This window comes from Bacillus sp. SYZHCR11 (assembly GCF_057196865.1).
Window position 1 is genome coordinate 1044186 of sequence record NZ_JBXUND010000001.1, and the last position, 16274, is coordinate 1060459.

The window sequence follows — 16274 nt, forward strand, 5'->3', positions numbered from 1 at the left end:
CCTATTCATCAGATTGAAGTTCGTATAGTGAAGCTGACTGATTCATTCCGCCCGGCCCGCCGCTCATTCGGCTGTTTTTACCCGCGGCCTTGCTGCTTTTTGTATCAGCTGCATCATGATTTTTCGTTTTCTGATCTGTGCTTGATTGCCATTTGTATGAAGATACTTTCTTTCCGTTTTTCTCAACCCATTCAACAATATCGTTGTTTCCGCCTTTTCCCATTCCGGATGTTAAGAAGTATTTTACTTTCCCTTCTTTTACGAGCTTTTTAAATTGAGTCAGCGTAATGGCCGGGTCAGACCCGCTGAATCCGCCGATCGCCATGACCGCTTTTTTCGTTTTTATAATGTAAGGCGCAGCTGTGTTGGAATCGGTTGCAGCAAATAGATAATCCGCTCCGGCGTTATGTTTCTCTAAATAGTTGATCAGTTTTGTATTGACAGATGCGTTATCCATTCCCATGCCTTTTCCGCCTGCTGACGCAAGCTGAGGGCCTGTTTCAGGCAATGAGCTGTTGCCTCCGTACAGAAGCGGTGTGCTCGCCCAATAAATCGGCATCACCATCAAGACGAGAAGGGCTGCAAGTGAAACATAGTAACTGAGCGGTTTTTGGCGCTGTTTGAATACGAACAGGGCGATTGCCGCCACTGCGCCGAGAACGCCTGCTCCGATGCTCCAGCCTGCGCCGATTTGATCATTGTAGTTTCTAAGGATAAACAGCTCAAATCCGGTTGTCACAAGAATAGCGGCCGGCAATAGCCAAGTTTTCCATCCCGCCTGCTTGCGGTACAGATGAACGAGGGCGACCCATCCCGCACCGGTAAGAGCAGCAATCGGAGGCGCCAGCATAATGAGATAATAATGGTGGAAAAATTCCGCCACACTGAAGAATCCGGCAATCGGCACAAGCCACGCTGCCCAAAAGATCGTTTCCTTCTGTTCTGCTGATAATCTTCTTCTTTCTCTCGCTCCGGCGATCAATAAACCGGCCAGTCCAAAAATCGCAAACGGCAGGAGCCAGCTGATCTGATCAGATAATTCTTGTTGGAAGAGTCTCAGCGGACCGGGTGTTCCCGTACCGAACATTCCTGACCCTGACTGCATTTTCGAGCCGGTGCCTGTACCGCTTTTCCCTCCGCCAGGACCGCCTTTGCCGCCGTCTCCGCCGCTTGGAGGGCCTCCTTGACCGCCGCTTGGCATTTGTCCGTTAGATGGAGGTGCCGTCATACTGCCGGTTTGTGATTTGTCTCCGCTTGCTGACTGGCCGGGCGGTTTTTGCATTTGTGAAGAACCGCCGGAAGAAGACATCTCTCTCGATGCGTTTCCGTCGGGCCCGCCCTGGCCGCCGCCGGAACTTTGCCCCGTCAGCCGCTGAATCCCGTTATATCCGAAAGCCAATTCCAATACGGAGTTTGTCTGGCTGCTTCCGACATATGGCCTTTTGCCGGCAGGAATATTGTCAACAATGAGCGGCCATGACAATGAAACGGCTGCTAATACGGCCAGCGCGCTTACCAGTGAAATGATTTTTTTCTTAATCGCGGTATTTGCCGCCATCATATAGAACAGCAAGAAGGCCGGTAAGATCATATAAGCCTGAAGCATTTTTGTGTTAAAGCCTACTCCGACGACAAAAAATGCCGCCAAAAGCCAGATCAGTTTTCCTTTTCGAATCGCTTTAAAGAGAAGCCATGTGGCGAACAAGAGGAAAAAGACCAGTAAAGCATCGACATTGTTTGTGCGCGCTACGGCTACAGCAATCGGTGTACACGCCATGACAAACGAAGCGATGCGCGCCGCCGTTTTTCCGAACGTCGGCTTTATTAATAAGTACATGAATAGAACTGAACCTACCCCCGCCAATGCCTGAGGCAGGATGACACTCCACCCGTGCATACCGAATATCAGCGCGCTGATCGTTTGAATCTGGTATGTAACAGGCGGTTTATCTACCGTGATAAATCCGGCTGCGTCAAATGAAGCGTAAAAGAAATTATGAAAGCTTTGAAGCATACTCGTTACCGCTGCGGTGTAATAAGGATTCACCGTATCGTCATTCCAGATGTTGTACATATTCAAGAATGCGGAAGCGAGTAAAATGAGGATTAAGACTGCGTCTATCTCGCGTTTTTTCATATTCACCTGTGTTTTCACTCCTTTTGTTTAACTTTGAACAAGTGTAACAACCAAATGTGAAAAATTTATTAATAAACAAAGACAATTATTTTGCCGTTTACAAATAGGTAAAAAGAATGACAAAACGGGTAAAAAAGCAAAAAAAAATGCCCCCGTCAAGCCGGAAGGCATCTTTCATTATTTCTGATTTACTGAATCGGTTTCAGCCGCGCTTCTATTTCAGAACGGCGGTGTTCGAGATAAGGAGGGAGCGCAACCGTTTTGCCTAGCTCTTCAGGTTTTTCATCAACCATAAATCCCGGACCGTCCGTTGACAATTCAAACAGAATTCCGTTCGGTTCCCGGAAGTACAGCGCTTTGAAATAATAACGCTCTACAATGCCTGAGTTGCTGAAACCTTCTTTCGTAATGATGCGGTGCCATAAAGCAAGCTCCTCCTCATTCTGAACACGGAAGGCCACATGGTGCACGCTGCCTTTTCCAGGACGCTCGCGCGGAAGATCGTTTCTTTCAATGAGATGGACTTCTGTACGCGCGCCACCGTTTCCGGATTCGAGCACCGTAACCGCGCCCCGGTCTTCATGTGTTTCTTTCCCGATTTCAGTGAAGCCCAGCACATCGGTTAACACACGCAGCGTCAATTCTGCATACGGGACGGTCAATTCAACGGGACCAAGACCGCGGAAAGAATATTCTTCCGGTACGCCGCTTTGCTTCACCGCTTCACCGATGTCTTTTCCTTTTTCGTCAGCTGTCAGCACAAGCCGCTGTCCTTCATGATCCTGAAAAGCGAGTGTGTCCCTGCCCGCTATTTTCACGATCTCACCGTGAGAGACCTGATGCTCTTCAAATCGTTTTTTCCAATATTGAAGCGCTTGTGCATCCGGAACACGCAGGCCGATTGAAGAAATACTGTTTGTCCCCGCATGGAACGGCGCGATCCGCGGAATCTCGAAAAACGTCAATTCCGATCCCGGATTGGCTGATTCATCACCGTAAAATAAGTGATACATCGTCGGTTCATCCTGGTTTACCGATTTTTTCACAAGCTTCAGCCCCAGGATATTTCGATAAAAATCTAAATTTTTCTGCGCATCAGCCGTCAATGCTGATACATGGTGTATTCCATTAACTTTCATTATGTTATCCTCCAGTCAATTATCTCGATTTCGAGATATTTTATATATACAATTTATGTTATCCGGATCGTAAAGTCAACCCATCTGCTTCATAGACGGTCTGCAGACTGCCGCTCTCAAAATAACGAACTTTTGATATTAAAAAAACCATTAATGTTCGCTTTTAAAACAGTATTTTTTCCTTCTCAAAAGCATAAACCTTTATCTTTTAGGCAAAACACCAAAATCAGAAAATTTATTTTATTCGTGTTTCAGCAATTAGGGTTTACAATATGGAAAATAGTTTTTTCAGCATAACGATTTTACATCTGGAGGGAAAGGATATGCAGATTGAAGAGAATGGACTTAAAAAAGAGATCGGCCTTACCATCGCCCTCTCACTTGTTATCGGCACCATCATCGGTTCCGGCGTATTTATGAAACCAGGCGCCGTGCTTGCCTACTCCGGTGATGCGAAAACCGCGCTTATCGCGTGGCTGTTAGGAGGCATTTTGACGCTTGCCGGCGGCTTGACCGTTGCGGAAATCGGCACTCAGATTCCGAAAACGGGCGGACTTTATACATATCTGGAAGAAGTGTACGGCGAATTTTGGGGCTTTTTGTGCGGATGGGTTCAAATTATCATTTACGGCCCCGCCATTATCGGAGCAATCGGCTTGTATTTCGGCTCTTTGATGGCGCACTTGTTCAATTGGGATTCCGGCTGGTCTAAATTAATCGGGATTTCAGCCGTTTTATTTTTAAGCATCATTAACATTATCGGAACGAAATATGGCGGCATCGTACAGGGAATTACGACTGTCGGCAAATTGATTCCGATTATCTGCATGATCGTGTTCGGCCTTTGGAAAGGCGATCAGCATATTTTCACAGCCGTCACAAGCAGCATGTCGGAAATGAATTTCGGCGCCGCCATACTGGCCACCTTGTTTGCTTATGACGGATGGATTCTGCTTGCGGCACTCGGCGGCGAAATGAAAAATCCGGAAAAGCTGCTCCCAAGAGCGATGACGGGCGGACTCTTGGTCGTCACCGCCATTTATCTTTTCATTAACTTTGCGCTGCTGCACATTCTTCCTGCGACCGACATCGTCAAACTCGGTGAAAATGCGACCGGCACCGCTGCCGGAATGCTGTTTGGCGACATCGGGGGAAAATTGATCAGCGTCGGAATCATCGTCAGCATCTTCGGCTGTTTAAACGGAAAGATTCTCGCTTTTCCGCGTGTCTCGTTTGCGATGGCGGAACGGAAACAGCTGCCGTTTGCCGGACAGATTTCGCGGGTGCATCCGACATTCCGCACCCCGTGGATTGCCGTGTCATTTCAGATCGCGCTGGCCATTATTTTCATGATCGCCAGCAATCCCGATAAGCTGTCTGAGATCTCTATTTTCATGATTTATATTTTTTACGTCATGGCTTTTTTCGCCGTGTTTATCCTCAGAAAAAAAAGCGGCGGAAAACCGCGCGCCTACAGCGTGCCTTTGTATCCGATCATTCCTGTTTTGGCCATCGCGGGTTCACTGTTTGTGCTGATCAGCACGATCATTACAGATACACTGAGCTGCGCGCTGTCCCTCTTGATCGGCCTCGCCGGGCTGCCGCTTTATTTTTGGCTGAAAAACGGCAGAAAAAACTGACAAAAACGGTTCCTTTTACGGGAGCCGTTTTTTTTCTGGCAAAATCACGTGCAAAAGTTGACAGCAAATTCACATCTTTTGTTATACTTTTTAAGCAAGATGTCTGAATTCGAAGTATGTTACGTTTTTTTGGCGAAGTGGGTAACATAAGAAAAACAGGATGAGACACGTTTTTACGAAAAAATCAAGAGGCGTTTTTTTCGACTTTATCTGTTTTTTTTCGACAAAAGGCTATATAATAATTTGATGTGTGCATTGTCTCATTCAAACAATGGAGGGTTTTTAATGATAAAAAGAAAAAAAGATAAGTTCTCACTCCTTTTAACAGAAATCGCAAAAAACATAGACGAAACCGCAGAATACTTTGTCAACTTTAAAGTGACGAACCAGACGACTTTAAAGGAATTTGCCGATACGTTAAAAGAGTTTGAAACAAAAGGAGATAATCATGTTCATGTCATGATTAAAGAGCTGAACAAAGCTTTTATCACTCCCATTGAACGTGAAGACATCCTTGAGCTGACAAACAGCCTCGATGACGTGCTTGACGGAATCGAACATTTTTCAGCAATGATGGAGATTTTCTCGATCACTTCTTCAGATGAGCATATCGATAAGTTCAGCGGATACATCAGAGAGTGCGCGAAGGAAATTTTAATCACGATTGAGCTGCTTGCAGAAAACCGATTGAAGGACATTCACCCTCACGCCATTAAAATTAAGGAATACGAGCACAGCTGTGATAACCTGCACCGTAAATCATTAAAAAATCTGTTCGGCACAGAAACCGATCCGATTAAAGTGATTCAGTACCGCGAGATTTACGAAACGCTTGAGGAAATTGCCGACTCTTGCCAAAGCGTTGCCAATAACCTTGAAACCATTATTATGAAAAACGCGTAACGAGGGGTTATAATGGATACTCTATTACTTTTAACGATATTAATTGTCATATGCGCTTTGGTATTTGACTTCATTAACGGATTTCACGATACCGCAAACGCAATCGCCACCTCAGTTTCGACAAAAGCGCTGAAGCCGCGGCACGCAATCGTCATGGCCGCCATCATGAACTTTCTCGGAGCGATGACATTTACCGGTGTGGCGAAAACCATTACGAAGGACATTGTGAATCCTTATACATTAGACAACGGGTCAGTTGTCATTCTGGCGGCTCTACTCGCCGCAATCGCCTGGAACTTGATCACATGGTATTTCGGCATTCCGAGCAGCTCTTCACATGCGATTATCGGAGCGATCGCCGGAGCGGCCATTGCAGCGTCAGGTTTTGCGACGCTTAATTATAAAGGGTTCATTAAGATTATCGAAGCACTTATTTTATCGCCGATTATCGCCTTTGTTCTCGGCTTTATCGTATATTCGATCGTGAAGCTGATTTTTAAAGACAGCAATCTGGCGAAAACAAATAAACGCTTCCGCAGAGTGCAGATTTTGACGGCTGCCATTCAATCCTATACACACGGAACAAACGACGCGCAAAAAGCGATGGGTATCATTACGATGGCGCTTATGACGGCCAATTTACATAAAAGTGATGCCATTCCTTTTTGGGTGCAGCTCTCTTGCGCCCTGGCAATGGGTCTCGGCACATCCATCGGCGGCTGGAAAATCATTAAAACCGTCGGCGGAAAAATTATGAAAATCCGTCCGGTAAACGGCGTATCTGCCGACTTAACCGGCGCAGCCATTATTTTCGGGGCCACGTTTATTCATCTCCCTGTCAGCACGACGCACGTCATTTCGTCTTCCATTCTCGGTGTGGGCGCTTCCCACCGCGTAAAAGGCGTAAACTGGGGAACGGCTAAACGGATGCTTATTACATGGGTCATCACCCTGCCGATTGCAGGTACACTCGGCGCCATCGCCTTTTTCATCTTAGATCTCTTTTTCTGATGACATCCGCTTCTTTACAGAAGCGGTTTTTTTGTGACAGGAAAATGATGTCATGACATAGAATGAACATAGCAGACCATTTTTCGAATTGTGAGGGATGCTCATGCTTTTGTTTTTTCAGATCATGGTGTGGACGATGGCGGCCGCACTCATTTTATATGTGTACGCATCCTGGCGGTATGAAGCAAAGGTAAAAGAAAAAATGTTTGCCATCCGTAAAACGTGGTATTTACTATTTGTAGTAGGCGCCATGGTCTATTGGACATATGATCCCGAATCGCTCTTTGCCGCATGGAGACAATATTTGATTGTTGCCGTCTGCTTTGCCCTTATTGATGCGTTTATCTTTTTGAGCGCGTATATCAAAAAGCTCGCCGGCAATGAATTAGAGACGGATACGCGGGAAATTTTAGAAGAAAATAACGAAATGCTTCACTCCTATCTTGAAAAACTGAAAACCTATCAATATCTGTTGAAAAATGAACCGATCCATGTATATTATGGAAGTACAGAAGCTTATGCGGAAGGCATCAGCAGACTGCTGGCCGCTTATGGAGAAAAAATGAATGTCACGGCTTCCTTGTGCGAGTATTCCGCACAATCGGATAAGGACCGCTTGACGGAGCATATGCCTGATGCGGCGGACGTTCAGTCCCGTCTTAACCGTAAAGACGTCTACTATGATCAAAAAGGCAGGCTTGTGCTTATTCCGTTTACAGTCCAGGACCGCCATTACGTGATCAAACTCACGTCGGAAAACCTGTTGACGGAATTCGATTATTTGCTTTTCACATCGCTAACGAGCATTTATGATTTAATGCTGCCAATAGAAGAGGAAGGTGACGGTTAAATGGAGCAGGCATTTCAAAACGGGCAGCCGGAACAAAGAGCGAAACCGTTCAAAATGTTTAAAAAACGTTCAATGACAAGTATCGCAAGTTACCAGGTCAGCCCTCATACCGCCAGAATTTTCAAAGAAAACGAGCGGCTGATTGACAAGTATAAACAAAAAAAAGCTTGATTACACTAAGGACAGGAGACACGGCTCTTGTCCTTATTCCTTTTTTCCATATCTTTCATATAATAAAACCAACAAAGAGATGCGACAGGTGATGATGTGAAGAAAATTGTCAGACGCGTAAAGTTTGTGGATTACGGACGCTTCGGGCTTTCCGCTTATTCGCTGAGGATGCGGGCGAGGAATCTCGGGTTATTGAACCGGTTAAAAAAGAAAAAAGGCTGAATCCCGCAATGTGAACGGGACTCAGCTTTTTTTTGTTAAAGCTGCATCAGAATTTTCGCTTTTACAGCGGGACCGTAGACGCCGTCAGACGTCAGTCCGTTTACAGATTGGAAGCGGGCCACGGCATCTGCCGTTTCCGGACCGTAGATACCGTCAATGCCGTTATTGACAGCTCCTTTTTCAGGATAGAAATAAAGCGCGGCGAGCGCGTTTTGCACCTGGTATACCTTTTCACCGGACGTGTACGGCTCTGTCAGCTTGATCACCTCATCCGGAAGAGAATACAGTGCTTCAACCGGCGGGCTGACGATCAGCACTTGTCCGACTTTAATCAAGTTCGGGTCAGCGATGTTATTCCATTTCTGCAGATCGGCCACGCTGACGCCGAATTTCCGCGCGATCGCCGACAGCGTATCTCCTTTTTGGACGGTATACGTCTGTCTTTCCCCAGAACCGATTCCCGCTTTAAACTCATCCCATGTATCCAGCAGTCTTCTCGGACAAAGCTTTCCTGACCAATGCTTGTGCGCAACGACATTCGCAAGCGGGATGCCGTGCGACGTCATTAATGTGCGGATGAGCCATTGGGCGTTTGCCACGGCCTGCGAAAAGTTGCCGTCTGCGTTTTCACAAATTTCAATACCGATGGATTTACGGTTGCCGTCCCCGTTTCCGTCACCGGCATGCCAGCCGTTTTCGTTCAGCGGAAGATGCTGATAAATTTCCGTATCATCGACTGTGAAATGCCAGCTTGTCGGTGTATCGGGATTTTTCACATAGCTTGCGTGACTTTTGGCGTTAGCTCCGACTGCGGTATTGGCTGTATTGTGCACCGTAATGTAAATCGGTGTCATTGCATAGCCTGGGCGGTTATTGTTTCCTGCCGGGATAAAATCCTGTGTGATTTTCACCATATTCTCATCTCTCCTATTTCGATAAATTGTTTATTTTTAATAAAGCCTGCTGTTTTTTCCCTTTTGCTGTAACATAATTGTTTTTAAACCAGGCGGCGGCAGTCGTTATGATTGTAAAAACGGCCGACCCGGCGGCATACAGCGTATCTGCAAGCTGGCTGACCTGGTCCTCCTGAATATTCAGCGGCGATTTGCCGAACATCAGCAAAGTTTGATTCAATAAAGCAAGCAAAAGAAGCACCGTCCTGACGACCGTGCCTTTGTCCGCGAATTTCATATCGGTTTCCCCCTTACTTTTGCAGCAGATTGTACATGATGGCGATGGCTCCGCCAATGACGCCCGTGCAGATTGCTGTCACGATCGCTCCTGTAATGGTCCGCTTAATCCATGTTGTGTTTTCGTCAATTTTGTTCAGTTTTTCATTCAGCGTCATGATTTGCTGATCCTGCCGGTCTGATACCCGCTCTAATGCGGCTACCCGCTGTTCAAGCACCTTTTGTTCACCTTTGATGCCTGCGAATTCTTTTTGCACCGCTTGTTCATCCAGAAGCACTTCCGCTCCCTCCTCTTACATTGTTCTCACCTCCCTTCGGAAGCTTCATTCTTAAGAAAATGCCGTGCCTTTGACAGAAAGGCTCCCGCCGGAAATGCTCTTGATTTCCATGACGATTTCCTTAAAGCCGGCAATATCAAATGCCCACACTTCTTCTGTGCCTGACGTACCGGCGGCTGATGTCCCGTCATCAGACCTGATTCCTCTGATCGGCACATTTTTTCCCGAGATGGATCTCCCCCAAAACGCGACATGGCCCGACTCAGCCGTGCCGGTGATTTCGACGAGAAGTTTTTTCCAAGCGCCTGCTGAGAAGATGCTTCCCTCGCCCGCCTCTGCTGCATTTTCATGAAAAATCACGTCTGTATATGAAAATGCCATATCACCGCCCGTACCGACAGATTGGTATAAAACAAATTCGGACTGCTTTTGATTTCCATTTTCAAAACGGAACCGGTAATATCTTTTTGTCAGGCTGACCCACCCCGAAGCGGTCTGCACTCCGCCTTTTACTGCGACAAAATGTGAAGCTGTCCACGAATTGTTATCCTCGCTCTCTTCGATAAAAAGAGTTCCGCTGCGGTCCGAATAAGCCCACCCCTGTGCTCTGTTTATTAAGACGGCTCCTAAACGGTCTTGTCCGAATTGGCTGTAGACTTCAATCGCTTCTAGCGGCGTATTGGTAAGAAGCTCTGCCATTCCGGACAAATCAGCAACCGGTGTGACATAATCGTTTTTGTTACCGCGATAAGCTTTTACGGCGCCGGGCCTGCCAAGTTGATCGGCGGGAAATTCAAATGAATGCTTTTTCATCGGCCGTCCTCCTGTTCTCATTTATTAAAAATGACAAATAAAAAAAGCCGTTTGGCTTATGACACAGCATTTTTATAGTTTTCGTATGTTTCACCCGTTATTTCTTGAAATTCCTCAGGCGTGATATACTTCGCAGCCACCCCTTCAGCCAGATCTTCGGCAGAGCAGTCATCATAGCCCATAGCCTGTTTTACCATTTCTGTTGAGGCCCACTCATAAAACAAGGCGTAAACCCAAAAGTTAAGTTTTTTCATTTTTTTCATTCTCCTTTTACGTTTAAGAGTTCCAGTTTTAAAGACGCTAATTGCCTGCCGAGTGACTGCTGCGCTTGTTCGGCTGCTTTTCTGGCCAATTTCTCATTCGCCAGCTGTCCGCCGAGGCCTGCAAGCTGGTTTGAATCGGGAGCCGTATCTTTTTTTAAGCTCTCTTTATATGCTTCGTCAGCGGTTTCCACCCATTCTTGTTTCTCTTCATCAAAAAATGGGCGCCACATCCCTTCGCCGTTTATTTCCGGCGGTAAGTCCGCAGCGTTAGGCGGCATCACATAATCTCCTGTCTCAGAATCCGGATAAAGCTCAACCGGAGTGCCTGTATAAATGTTGTCATTGTCATACGGAAATATTAATTTCATATTCTCGCTCCTTTACGTGAGTGCCAAAACAAGGTCAATATAATAGCCGTTCACGTTATTTTCTATATTGGCCATAATTCCCGTCAGCTTCATATCTCCATTAGAATAGATTATAAATTTGCTGTAACCGGTGGTGCCGCTGGCTGCAACCATTGTCACAACGCCTTTGGCCGGCGCACAAGAGGACGGCACACTCCCGAATACCACTTCTCTGTCCGTAAGAACGTGTCCGTTCAGGTGAAGGGTGTTTCCCACTTTACGGTATTGAAGCGGCCTGTCTCCTGATTTAGCGCCATTTTTATAAGGAACATTTATCCAAGGTACATTCTCAGTATCAAGTTCAGTAACGAGGCGACGCCAGCCCTGCCAGCCCAAGTTCAAATCCAAATAGTTCGTGAACATATTATTTTTATAATCGACGGCAATGACATACCCAAACGTTCCTTTCCCCTCACTGTCAAGAGAGGTAAAATGAAACATGCCGCGGGTTGAAGCGTTGCTCGGACTGTTTGCCGCTTTGCCGGTTGAATAAAAGGTGCCGAACGCCCTGCCGTTTTTAACGATTTTTTCAAGAAAGTTATCATCATCACCAATTGTCAGAAGATAGCCGCCGTTATCGTTTGTTATTTTCGAAAGCTGTGCGCCGTTCCACATATCTTTATCCGCCTGTGTGACATGAATGTCTTTTTTATTGGCGTGAGCCTCTACTTTTGCTTGAGAGCCTGAATCTGTTTCTTGTTGGCTCCATTCCGACCATACGCCTTTAGTGCTGAAACTTCGGACGTATATGGGATTTCCGGCGGTCACTGTGTCTATAAACATTTGGACAAAAGTCGGTGATGCTCCGCGGGTTCTTTGCATGACAATTAATTGTCCGTATTCCGCAGGCTTATTTTCTGTATGCTGAACTGATATATAGTAGATGCCGGACGTTTTTATATTGTCTAAGTTTGTTTCTGTTACCGTTTTAGCATTCCCGTCATTGTCAGTCAGATTGAATAACTGCCCTGCATTCCATTTGTCTTTGTCAGACTTGGTTACATGAAGATCTGTTTTGTCGGCATGCTCATTTACTTTTGCTTGTGCTCCGGCAGCTGTTTCAAATGGCATCCATTCCGTCCAGATGCCGTTTTTCAGCGTTTTTCTCCAAAATCCCCCGTCATCTGAGAAAGCGGCCGCCTCTCCGTTATTCTTTGAAGAATAAAGGTATATACCCTCTGACGGTTTAGGCGGGGTATTTATTCCGGTTGCAGCTGCTGAGAAAGTAAAGGTCTTATTCTGGCTGGCAGCGGTCTGATGAAAATCCTGTCCGTCAGAGATATTAATAAAAGCGGAGCCATCATCTTTTGTGATTTTAGACAATTGCCCGTTATTCCACTTCTGGCGCTCTTCTTTCGTCACATGCCGGTCCAGATCTTGATTGTGCCGGTCAAAATCTTTCTTTGCTGCCTGCTGGACATTGTCCACGTTTCCGAGGCCGATTTGCGCCTTTGTCGTTTTGTGCGGGTTGTTCATGTCGTTTTTATGGGCCGCCAGATCCGTGTGGGCGTCTTTTATGCCTTTTTCCCAGCGGTTGACGTCATCTTCATTAATCGGATCGTCCGGAAGCCAGTCTGTTTTTTCTTCGTAAGCCATCGTTACACCACCTCAAAGGTAAATCTTAAATCAAGCGTTCTGTTATTGCTGAGATCTAAATTTGTTTTTCGTTCTGTAATGACGCTTCCTGTTTCGTCAAGCATCTGCACGGTTTCAATGTGTTTGACGTCTTCTTCCCTGCGTGTGAGAACGGTGACTGCGGCATCTTTTACGGAAATGTCCGCAATCGGAGTTTCTTTGCCGTTTAACAGCACTTTTGTGATCCTGTTTTTCAGATCGGCTGCGGCACGCTGTCTGTAAGCGGCTGATATCATGGTAAGACCACCTCGTTATTGTTGAGTGTGACGGAATAACCGACCTTCAGTTCACTGACTTTTCGGTATCTCCGATTGTTGAGAATGACCCGGTCTTTGATTTCCAGTGTTTCGTTTAATGCGGCTCTCAGTGTATACGCCAAATGAGCGGGTTTGATTTTTTCAAGCGTTTCAATCAGCTCGTTCATGTGCTGCAGGTCATCAAGCCCGATATCGGCATAAAAACGATACTGCCCCGGAAACATCCGAACATAAGCTGACGGATGTTTTAAAAAACGGTTTAGCGCCTGCTCAATCGCTTGATGTGTGATGGGCGGAATATTCGACATCTTCGAGATCAGCCTGAGCCGTCTCATATCCTCCGTGTCACCTGATTCCCGCGGTATTTTTAATATTTTTTCCCAGCGGTCAAGCCCCCATGTCGCCGTCGTGATAAAGAGCTGATCCGTCAAATCGAAAATATCGTTATTCTGCCGCTCAAACTCAGGAGCTTCCGCCATAAGCAGTTGTGCCATCTCTTTTAATCGGGTTAAAAACGGCGGGAGGTACGCCGTCATCTCATCGAGTCTGTTCAAGGATTTTCACCTCTTTGAGTTTAGGAATTTCCACGTCACTGAGCACGAGGTTTTCTGCCGCACCGTTCATTTTAATATCGGCGTAGTCACTGACGGATGCCGAGTTATAAACGATGTTGTTAATTTGTGATAAACGGACGGTGTTTTCTTCAAAGGCCATTTTCTTGAATAAATTCAGTACGCCTTTTTCAATCTCCGCTTTTACGTCATCGATCGAGCTGTTCAGCTCAGGCAGCACGGAAGCGGAGATTTCGATTTCTTTCCATACGGCGCTTTCCACCGTTACTGCCGCTCCGATCGGCGCCTGTCCTTCTCCCTGCCCTTCGTCCGGATCAATATAATCCTTTACTTTTTTGATCAGAATATCTGATGCCGGTTCCAAATTCGCATTTGTGATGACAACTTTCACCGTTCCGTCTCCGTTCCAAAGCGGGAAGATTTTTGCCCTGCCGACGCCGTCAACCTCTTCGGCCCATTGTTTATAATGCTGTTTATTTGCGCTGACTGCCTCCCGGCGGACACGGGTAAAATAGCGCGCCCTTAAGCTGTTGTCATCTTCTTCCTCACGGCCGGGAATTAATATATCGCGCATGACTGCTTTCTCAAGCCCGGGTATCGTATCAAGCGGCAGCAGGTTCTGCCCCGAAATGCCGGCATTGCCCGCTTCACCGGCTGTTTCACATTCAAGCGTTCCATCCCCCGTATATTGAAAATACAGGTTATCAACGAAGAAACGGGAGCCTGGCGGAATGGTGATGCCCGCTGTGAATTCTCCGGCTCTGACCGCTTTAGTGGCAGGTGTTCGTTCAATTCCCGCCTCAGCAGCACGCCTGTCCAGAAATTCACCCTGAGCCGTATCGGAAAACACGAGCTCCAGCACGGTATCCAGCCAAATATAAGACTTTGCGAGCTCAGCGGCCGCAGGCGCGAGCGCATTGTAAATGACGCTGCCTTCTCTCGTATCAATATCCGCCGTAACGCGCGCCAGCATTCTGTCCATAATGTCGTCAAACGTCTGAGCTTCAAACATCCTCACCCAGCACCTCCTCTATCTCAAGCATGCCCTCATCAGTTTCAACGGTAAAAGAGACGATGAAGGCATCATCTTTTTTCTCAATCTCAAAATTGGTAACGGCCAAAATACGGTCATCATACAGCAAGGCTTCTTCTATCAGTCTTGGAATCTCCATTTTTTTATAAGCATCCGTCGTGTTCTGATCTGAAAGCACTTCCTGAAGTTCGTTTCCGATATCATGGCTGAAAACCGAATATGAATACCGTTCTGTGTGAAGAGCGATATAGACGAATTGTCTGATTGCGTCCAGTCCGTTTATCAGTTCATTGGTAATCCGGTTGTTTTCAAAGTCAATTCGGTAGGTTTGTGAAGTCTCAACGGCCTCACTCGCATCCTCCAAATCTTCAAATTCGATTTCCGGTGTCAGGGCCATTGCACCCGCTCCTTTTAGATTTGTTCATGTAAAAAAGCCCTCTTCGGCAGATGAAGCGGCTTTAATAGGCTGATATTCCCGTATATCTCCGTCCGGATGCCGGTTAAATTTTGTCCAGTACAAAGAAAGACTGTCCTCCTGTTAAAGCGGCGGTCATCACCCGATCTCCCGCCTGGAGCTGATCATCTTCTCCGGATCTCAGCCGCTTCGGCACAATGAGTGCATCAGACGGAATCAAAAGTTTGTCGTGATCTTTCAGTTTCAGCTCGAGCGGCGAAACGGAGGTCACTTCGGCCGGCATCAGCTCCACCGGCGCTTCAGCGTCAACCGCTCCGACAGCTAAATGTTTAATGGCATCACTTAATCTCATCAGGCTGTCCCCTCCGGAAGTGAATTTTTCTCCGTGACGTCAATCGTCATGGTATGTTTTGTTCCTTGGAATTCATGGCGGTCCGTATCTACATAATAGGTTTTCTTCAGCCCGATTTCCGGAATTGAAATATAGACGGGCAATCCGCTTTCCAACCCAGGAATACCGATCGCCTGTATATTTTTCAGCTCTTTCATAATGCCTTTTTTCTCAGCCTGCTTCACTTTTGCGCGCTGTTTCAGCTGGGCTTCGTTAATGTCGTCAGAAACCGTTTCGGTATACTGCAAAACGCCGAATGTTTTCATGCCGGCGCTGTCTGAGGCGGAAGCCTTTATCGTTTTATTGTCTTTTTGCAGCCGCATGACGACACGGGTTGCGGTGTCATCAATTGAGGTGCTGTATTGATACCCTGTAATATTAACTCCTGTTTCCAGCACCCATATGTCAGACGGCTCCGGCCATTCACGCAAGCCGAGCCTGCCTTTTTCTGAATAGAGCTGATAATTGCGCCCCGTCTGGCTTTTTGTCTGCTTTAACGCTTTTAGCATCATATCGTAAAGGCTTGTATCATTTTTAAAAACGAGTGATTTAATGGTATGGCCTGTGTTGGCAATGGATGTGACGGGAATTTGAAAATCGCTGGCGATCCTTTTTAATATTTGATCAGCGCGCTTGTTGGAAAACACGTAAACGTCCTGGTTTTTCACAAGGTATTGGAGCATATCGTATGCGGTGAAGGCGACGGTATGCTCATCGGGCGTTCTTGCAAAAACAATGCCGCGGAACAGCTCTTTTCCGTTCCATTTGAACAAAACCGTATCCCCTTCTGATACGCCGTAATACGTCTGGCTGCCCTGCTTTACGACAATCGTCGCTTCGATGGAGCGGGGCGCCTGATATCTGTGTCCTTCCAGCGTTACGCTTTCTGTGACAAGCTCGAGCCACTCCGTTTCTTTTATGACAAATAGTTCAATCATCTTTTCACC

Annotated in this window: 21 protein-coding genes; 6 read left to right on the plus strand and 15 right to left on the minus strand. The window is 46.6% G+C overall.

Annotation, left to right across the window (positions count from 1 at the left end; translation table 11 throughout):
- Position 1: 1 nt before the first annotated feature.
- Positions 2 to 2143, minus strand: a complete 2142-nt coding sequence (locus AC2CGA_RS04545) for a glycosyltransferase family 39 protein (RefSeq protein ID WP_484480137.1) — start codon at positions 2141 to 2143, stop codon at positions 2 to 4.
- A gap of 182 nt (positions 2144 to 2325) precedes the next feature.
- A complete protein-coding gene (locus AC2CGA_RS04550) occupies positions 2326 to 3276 on the minus strand; it encodes a ring-cleaving dioxygenase (RefSeq protein ID WP_069013314.1) in 951 nt (316 codons plus the stop codon).
- Between the two features lie 323 nt (positions 3277 to 3599).
- On the opposite strand from AC2CGA_RS04550, the gene AC2CGA_RS04555 reads away from it, so the two are divergent.
- The 6 genes from AC2CGA_RS04555 (at position 3600) to AC2CGA_RS04580 (ending at position 8073) form a co-directional block, all read left to right on the plus strand.
- Positions 3600 to 4916 carry an APC family permease gene (locus AC2CGA_RS04555; protein ID WP_003154801.1) on the plus strand — a complete coding sequence of 439 codons (1317 nt, stop codon included), beginning with the start codon at positions 3600 to 3602 and terminating at the stop codon, positions 4914 to 4916.
- 285 nt (positions 4917 to 5201) lie between these two features.
- Complete coding sequence (locus AC2CGA_RS04560; RefSeq protein WP_003154804.1) at positions 5202 to 5819, plus strand: DUF47 domain-containing protein; 618 nt, start codon at positions 5202 to 5204, stop codon at positions 5817 to 5819.
- 12 nt (positions 5820 to 5831) lie between these two features.
- Positions 5832 to 6830 carry an inorganic phosphate transporter gene (locus AC2CGA_RS04565; RefSeq protein ID WP_003154805.1) on the plus strand — a complete coding sequence of 333 codons (999 nt, stop codon included), beginning with the start codon at positions 5832 to 5834 and terminating at the stop codon, positions 6828 to 6830.
- A 103-nt stretch (positions 6831 to 6933) separates the two neighbouring features.
- Complete coding sequence (locus tag AC2CGA_RS04570; RefSeq protein ID WP_025851786.1) at positions 6934 to 7680, plus strand: type II toxin-antitoxin system SpoIISA family toxin; 747 nt, start codon at positions 6934 to 6936, stop codon at positions 7678 to 7680.
- Complete coding sequence (locus AC2CGA_RS04575) at positions 7681 to 7851, plus strand: type II toxin-antitoxin system SpoIISB family antitoxin (protein ID WP_003154807.1); 171 nt, start codon at positions 7681 to 7683, stop codon at positions 7849 to 7851. It begins immediately after the preceding gene.
- A gap of 96 nt (positions 7852 to 7947) precedes the next feature.
- On the plus strand, positions 7948 to 8073 hold the full coding sequence (locus AC2CGA_RS04580) for a hypothetical protein (protein WP_003154809.1): 126 nt from the start codon (positions 7948 to 7950) through the stop codon (positions 8071 to 8073).
- 35 nt (positions 8074 to 8108) lie between these two features.
- Here the strand turns inward: AC2CGA_RS04580 and AC2CGA_RS04585 are convergent, their stop codons facing one another.
- From AC2CGA_RS04585 to AC2CGA_RS04645, 13 genes are all read right to left on the minus strand, one after another.
- The gene (locus AC2CGA_RS04585; RefSeq protein ID WP_014304858.1) at positions 8109 to 8987 is read right to left on the minus strand and encodes an N-acetylmuramoyl-L-alanine amidase; all 879 of its coding nucleotides are present in this window, start codon (positions 8985 to 8987) and stop codon (positions 8109 to 8111) included.
- A 13-nt stretch (positions 8988 to 9000) separates the two neighbouring features.
- Positions 9001 to 9264, minus strand: a complete 264-nt coding sequence (locus AC2CGA_RS04590; protein ID WP_003154813.1) for a phage holin — start codon at positions 9262 to 9264, stop codon at positions 9001 to 9003.
- 13 nt (positions 9265 to 9277) lie between these two features.
- Positions 9278 to 9541 (minus strand): hemolysin XhlA family protein, encoded by a 264-nt coding sequence (locus AC2CGA_RS04595; RefSeq protein WP_003154815.1) that lies wholly within the window; start codon positions 9539 to 9541, stop codon positions 9278 to 9280.
- 51 nt (positions 9542 to 9592) lie between these two features.
- Entirely contained in the window at positions 9593 to 10354 is a 762-nt protein-coding gene (locus tag AC2CGA_RS04600) for a phage portal protein (RefSeq protein WP_484480138.1), read from the minus strand.
- A 56-nt stretch (positions 10355 to 10410) separates the two neighbouring features.
- The gene (locus AC2CGA_RS04605) at positions 10411 to 10608 is read right to left on the minus strand and encodes an XkdX family protein (protein ID WP_003154819.1); all 198 of its coding nucleotides are present in this window, start codon (positions 10606 to 10608) and stop codon (positions 10411 to 10413) included.
- A 5-nt stretch (positions 10609 to 10613) separates the two neighbouring features.
- A complete protein-coding gene (locus AC2CGA_RS04610) occupies positions 10614 to 10985 on the minus strand; it encodes an XkdW family protein (RefSeq protein WP_003154820.1) in 372 nt (123 codons plus the stop codon).
- Between the two features lie 12 nt (positions 10986 to 10997).
- The gene (locus tag AC2CGA_RS04615; protein ID WP_003154821.1) at positions 10998 to 12620 is read right to left on the minus strand and encodes a pyocin knob domain-containing protein; all 1623 of its coding nucleotides are present in this window, start codon (positions 12618 to 12620) and stop codon (positions 10998 to 11000) included.
- A 2-nt stretch (positions 12621 to 12622) separates the two neighbouring features.
- On the minus strand, positions 12623 to 12895 hold the full coding sequence (locus AC2CGA_RS04620) for a hypothetical protein (RefSeq protein ID WP_003154822.1): 273 nt from the start codon (positions 12893 to 12895) through the stop codon (positions 12623 to 12625).
- Positions 12892 to 13470, minus strand: coding sequence for a YmfQ family protein (locus AC2CGA_RS04625; protein ID WP_349686149.1), 579 nt, complete (start codon positions 13468 to 13470; stop codon positions 12892 to 12894). The genes AC2CGA_RS04620 and AC2CGA_RS04625 overlap by 4 nt, the downstream gene beginning before the upstream one ends.
- Positions 13454 to 14500 (minus strand): baseplate J/gp47 family protein, encoded by a 1047-nt coding sequence (locus AC2CGA_RS04630; RefSeq protein ID WP_003154824.1) that lies wholly within the window; start codon positions 14498 to 14500, stop codon positions 13454 to 13456. Before AC2CGA_RS04630 ends, AC2CGA_RS04625 begins: the two co-directional genes overlap by 17 nt.
- Positions 14493 to 14918 (minus strand): DUF2634 domain-containing protein, encoded by a 426-nt coding sequence (locus AC2CGA_RS04635; protein WP_003154825.1) that lies wholly within the window; start codon positions 14916 to 14918, stop codon positions 14493 to 14495. Before AC2CGA_RS04635 ends, AC2CGA_RS04630 begins: the two co-directional genes overlap by 8 nt.
- Before the next feature lie 103 nt (positions 14919 to 15021).
- Positions 15022 to 15288 carry a DUF2577 family protein gene (locus AC2CGA_RS04640; RefSeq protein ID WP_007610818.1) on the minus strand — a complete coding sequence of 89 codons (267 nt, stop codon included), beginning with the start codon at positions 15286 to 15288 and terminating at the stop codon, positions 15022 to 15024.
- Complete coding sequence (locus AC2CGA_RS04645) at positions 15288 to 16265, minus strand: XkdQ/YqbQ family protein (RefSeq protein ID WP_349686148.1); 978 nt, start codon at positions 16263 to 16265, stop codon at positions 15288 to 15290. Before AC2CGA_RS04645 ends, AC2CGA_RS04640 begins: the two co-directional genes overlap by 1 nt.
- Between the last annotated feature and the right edge of the window lie 9 nt (positions 16266 to 16274).

Excerpts from the sequence above, each read along its gene's own strand:
- AC2CGA_RS04550 (WP_069013314.1), bottom strand. The coding sequence starts at position 3,276 with ATGAAAGTTAATGGAATACACCATGTATCAGCATTGACGGCTGATGCG.
- AC2CGA_RS04555 (WP_003154801.1), top strand. The coding sequence starts at position 3,600 with ATGCAGATTGAAGAGAATGGACTTAAAAAAGAGATCGGCCTTACCATC.
- AC2CGA_RS04560 (WP_003154804.1), top strand. The coding sequence starts at position 5,202 with ATGATAAAAAGAAAAAAAGATAAGTTCTCACTCCTTTTAACAGAAATC.
- AC2CGA_RS04565 (WP_003154805.1), top strand. The coding sequence starts at position 5,832 with ATGGATACTCTATTACTTTTAACGATATTAATTGTCATATGCGCTTTG.
- AC2CGA_RS04570 (WP_025851786.1), top strand. The coding sequence starts at position 6,934 with ATGCTTTTGTTTTTTCAGATCATGGTGTGGACGATGGCGGCCGCACTC.
- AC2CGA_RS04575 (WP_003154807.1), top strand. The coding sequence starts at position 7,681 with ATGGAGCAGGCATTTCAAAACGGGCAGCCGGAACAAAGAGCGAAACCG.
- AC2CGA_RS04585 (WP_014304858.1), bottom strand. The coding sequence starts at position 8,987 with ATGGTGAAAATCACACAGGATTTTATCCCGGCAGGAAACAATAACCGC.
- AC2CGA_RS04590 (WP_003154813.1), bottom strand. The coding sequence starts at position 9,264 with ATGAAATTCGCGGACAAAGGCACGGTCGTCAGGACGGTGCTTCTTTTG.
- AC2CGA_RS04600 (WP_484480138.1), bottom strand. The coding sequence starts at position 10,354 with ATGAAAAAGCATTCATTTGAATTTCCCGCCGATCAACTTGGCAGGCCC.
- AC2CGA_RS04605 (WP_003154819.1), bottom strand. The coding sequence starts at position 10,608 with ATGAAAAAACTTAACTTTTGGGTTTACGCCTTGTTTTATGAGTGGGCC.
- AC2CGA_RS04610 (WP_003154820.1), bottom strand. The coding sequence starts at position 10,985 with ATGAAATTAATATTTCCGTATGACAATGACAACATTTATACAGGCACT.
- AC2CGA_RS04615 (WP_003154821.1), bottom strand. The coding sequence starts at position 12,620 with ATGGCTTACGAAGAAAAAACAGACTGGCTTCCGGACGATCCGATTAAT.
- AC2CGA_RS04620 (WP_003154822.1), bottom strand. The coding sequence starts at position 12,895 with ATGATATCAGCCGCTTACAGACAGCGTGCCGCAGCCGATCTGAAAAAC.
- AC2CGA_RS04630 (WP_003154824.1), bottom strand. The coding sequence starts at position 14,500 with ATGTTTGAAGCTCAGACGTTTGACGACATTATGGACAGAATGCTGGCG.
- AC2CGA_RS04635 (WP_003154825.1), bottom strand. The coding sequence starts at position 14,918 with ATGGCCCTGACACCGGAAATCGAATTTGAAGATTTGGAGGATGCGAGT.
- AC2CGA_RS04640 (WP_007610818.1), bottom strand. The coding sequence starts at position 15,288 with ATGAGATTAAGTGATGCCATTAAACATTTAGCTGTCGGAGCGGTTGAC.
- AC2CGA_RS04645 (WP_349686148.1), bottom strand. The coding sequence starts at position 16,265 with ATGATTGAACTATTTGTCATAAAAGAAACGGAGTGGCTCGAGCTTGTC.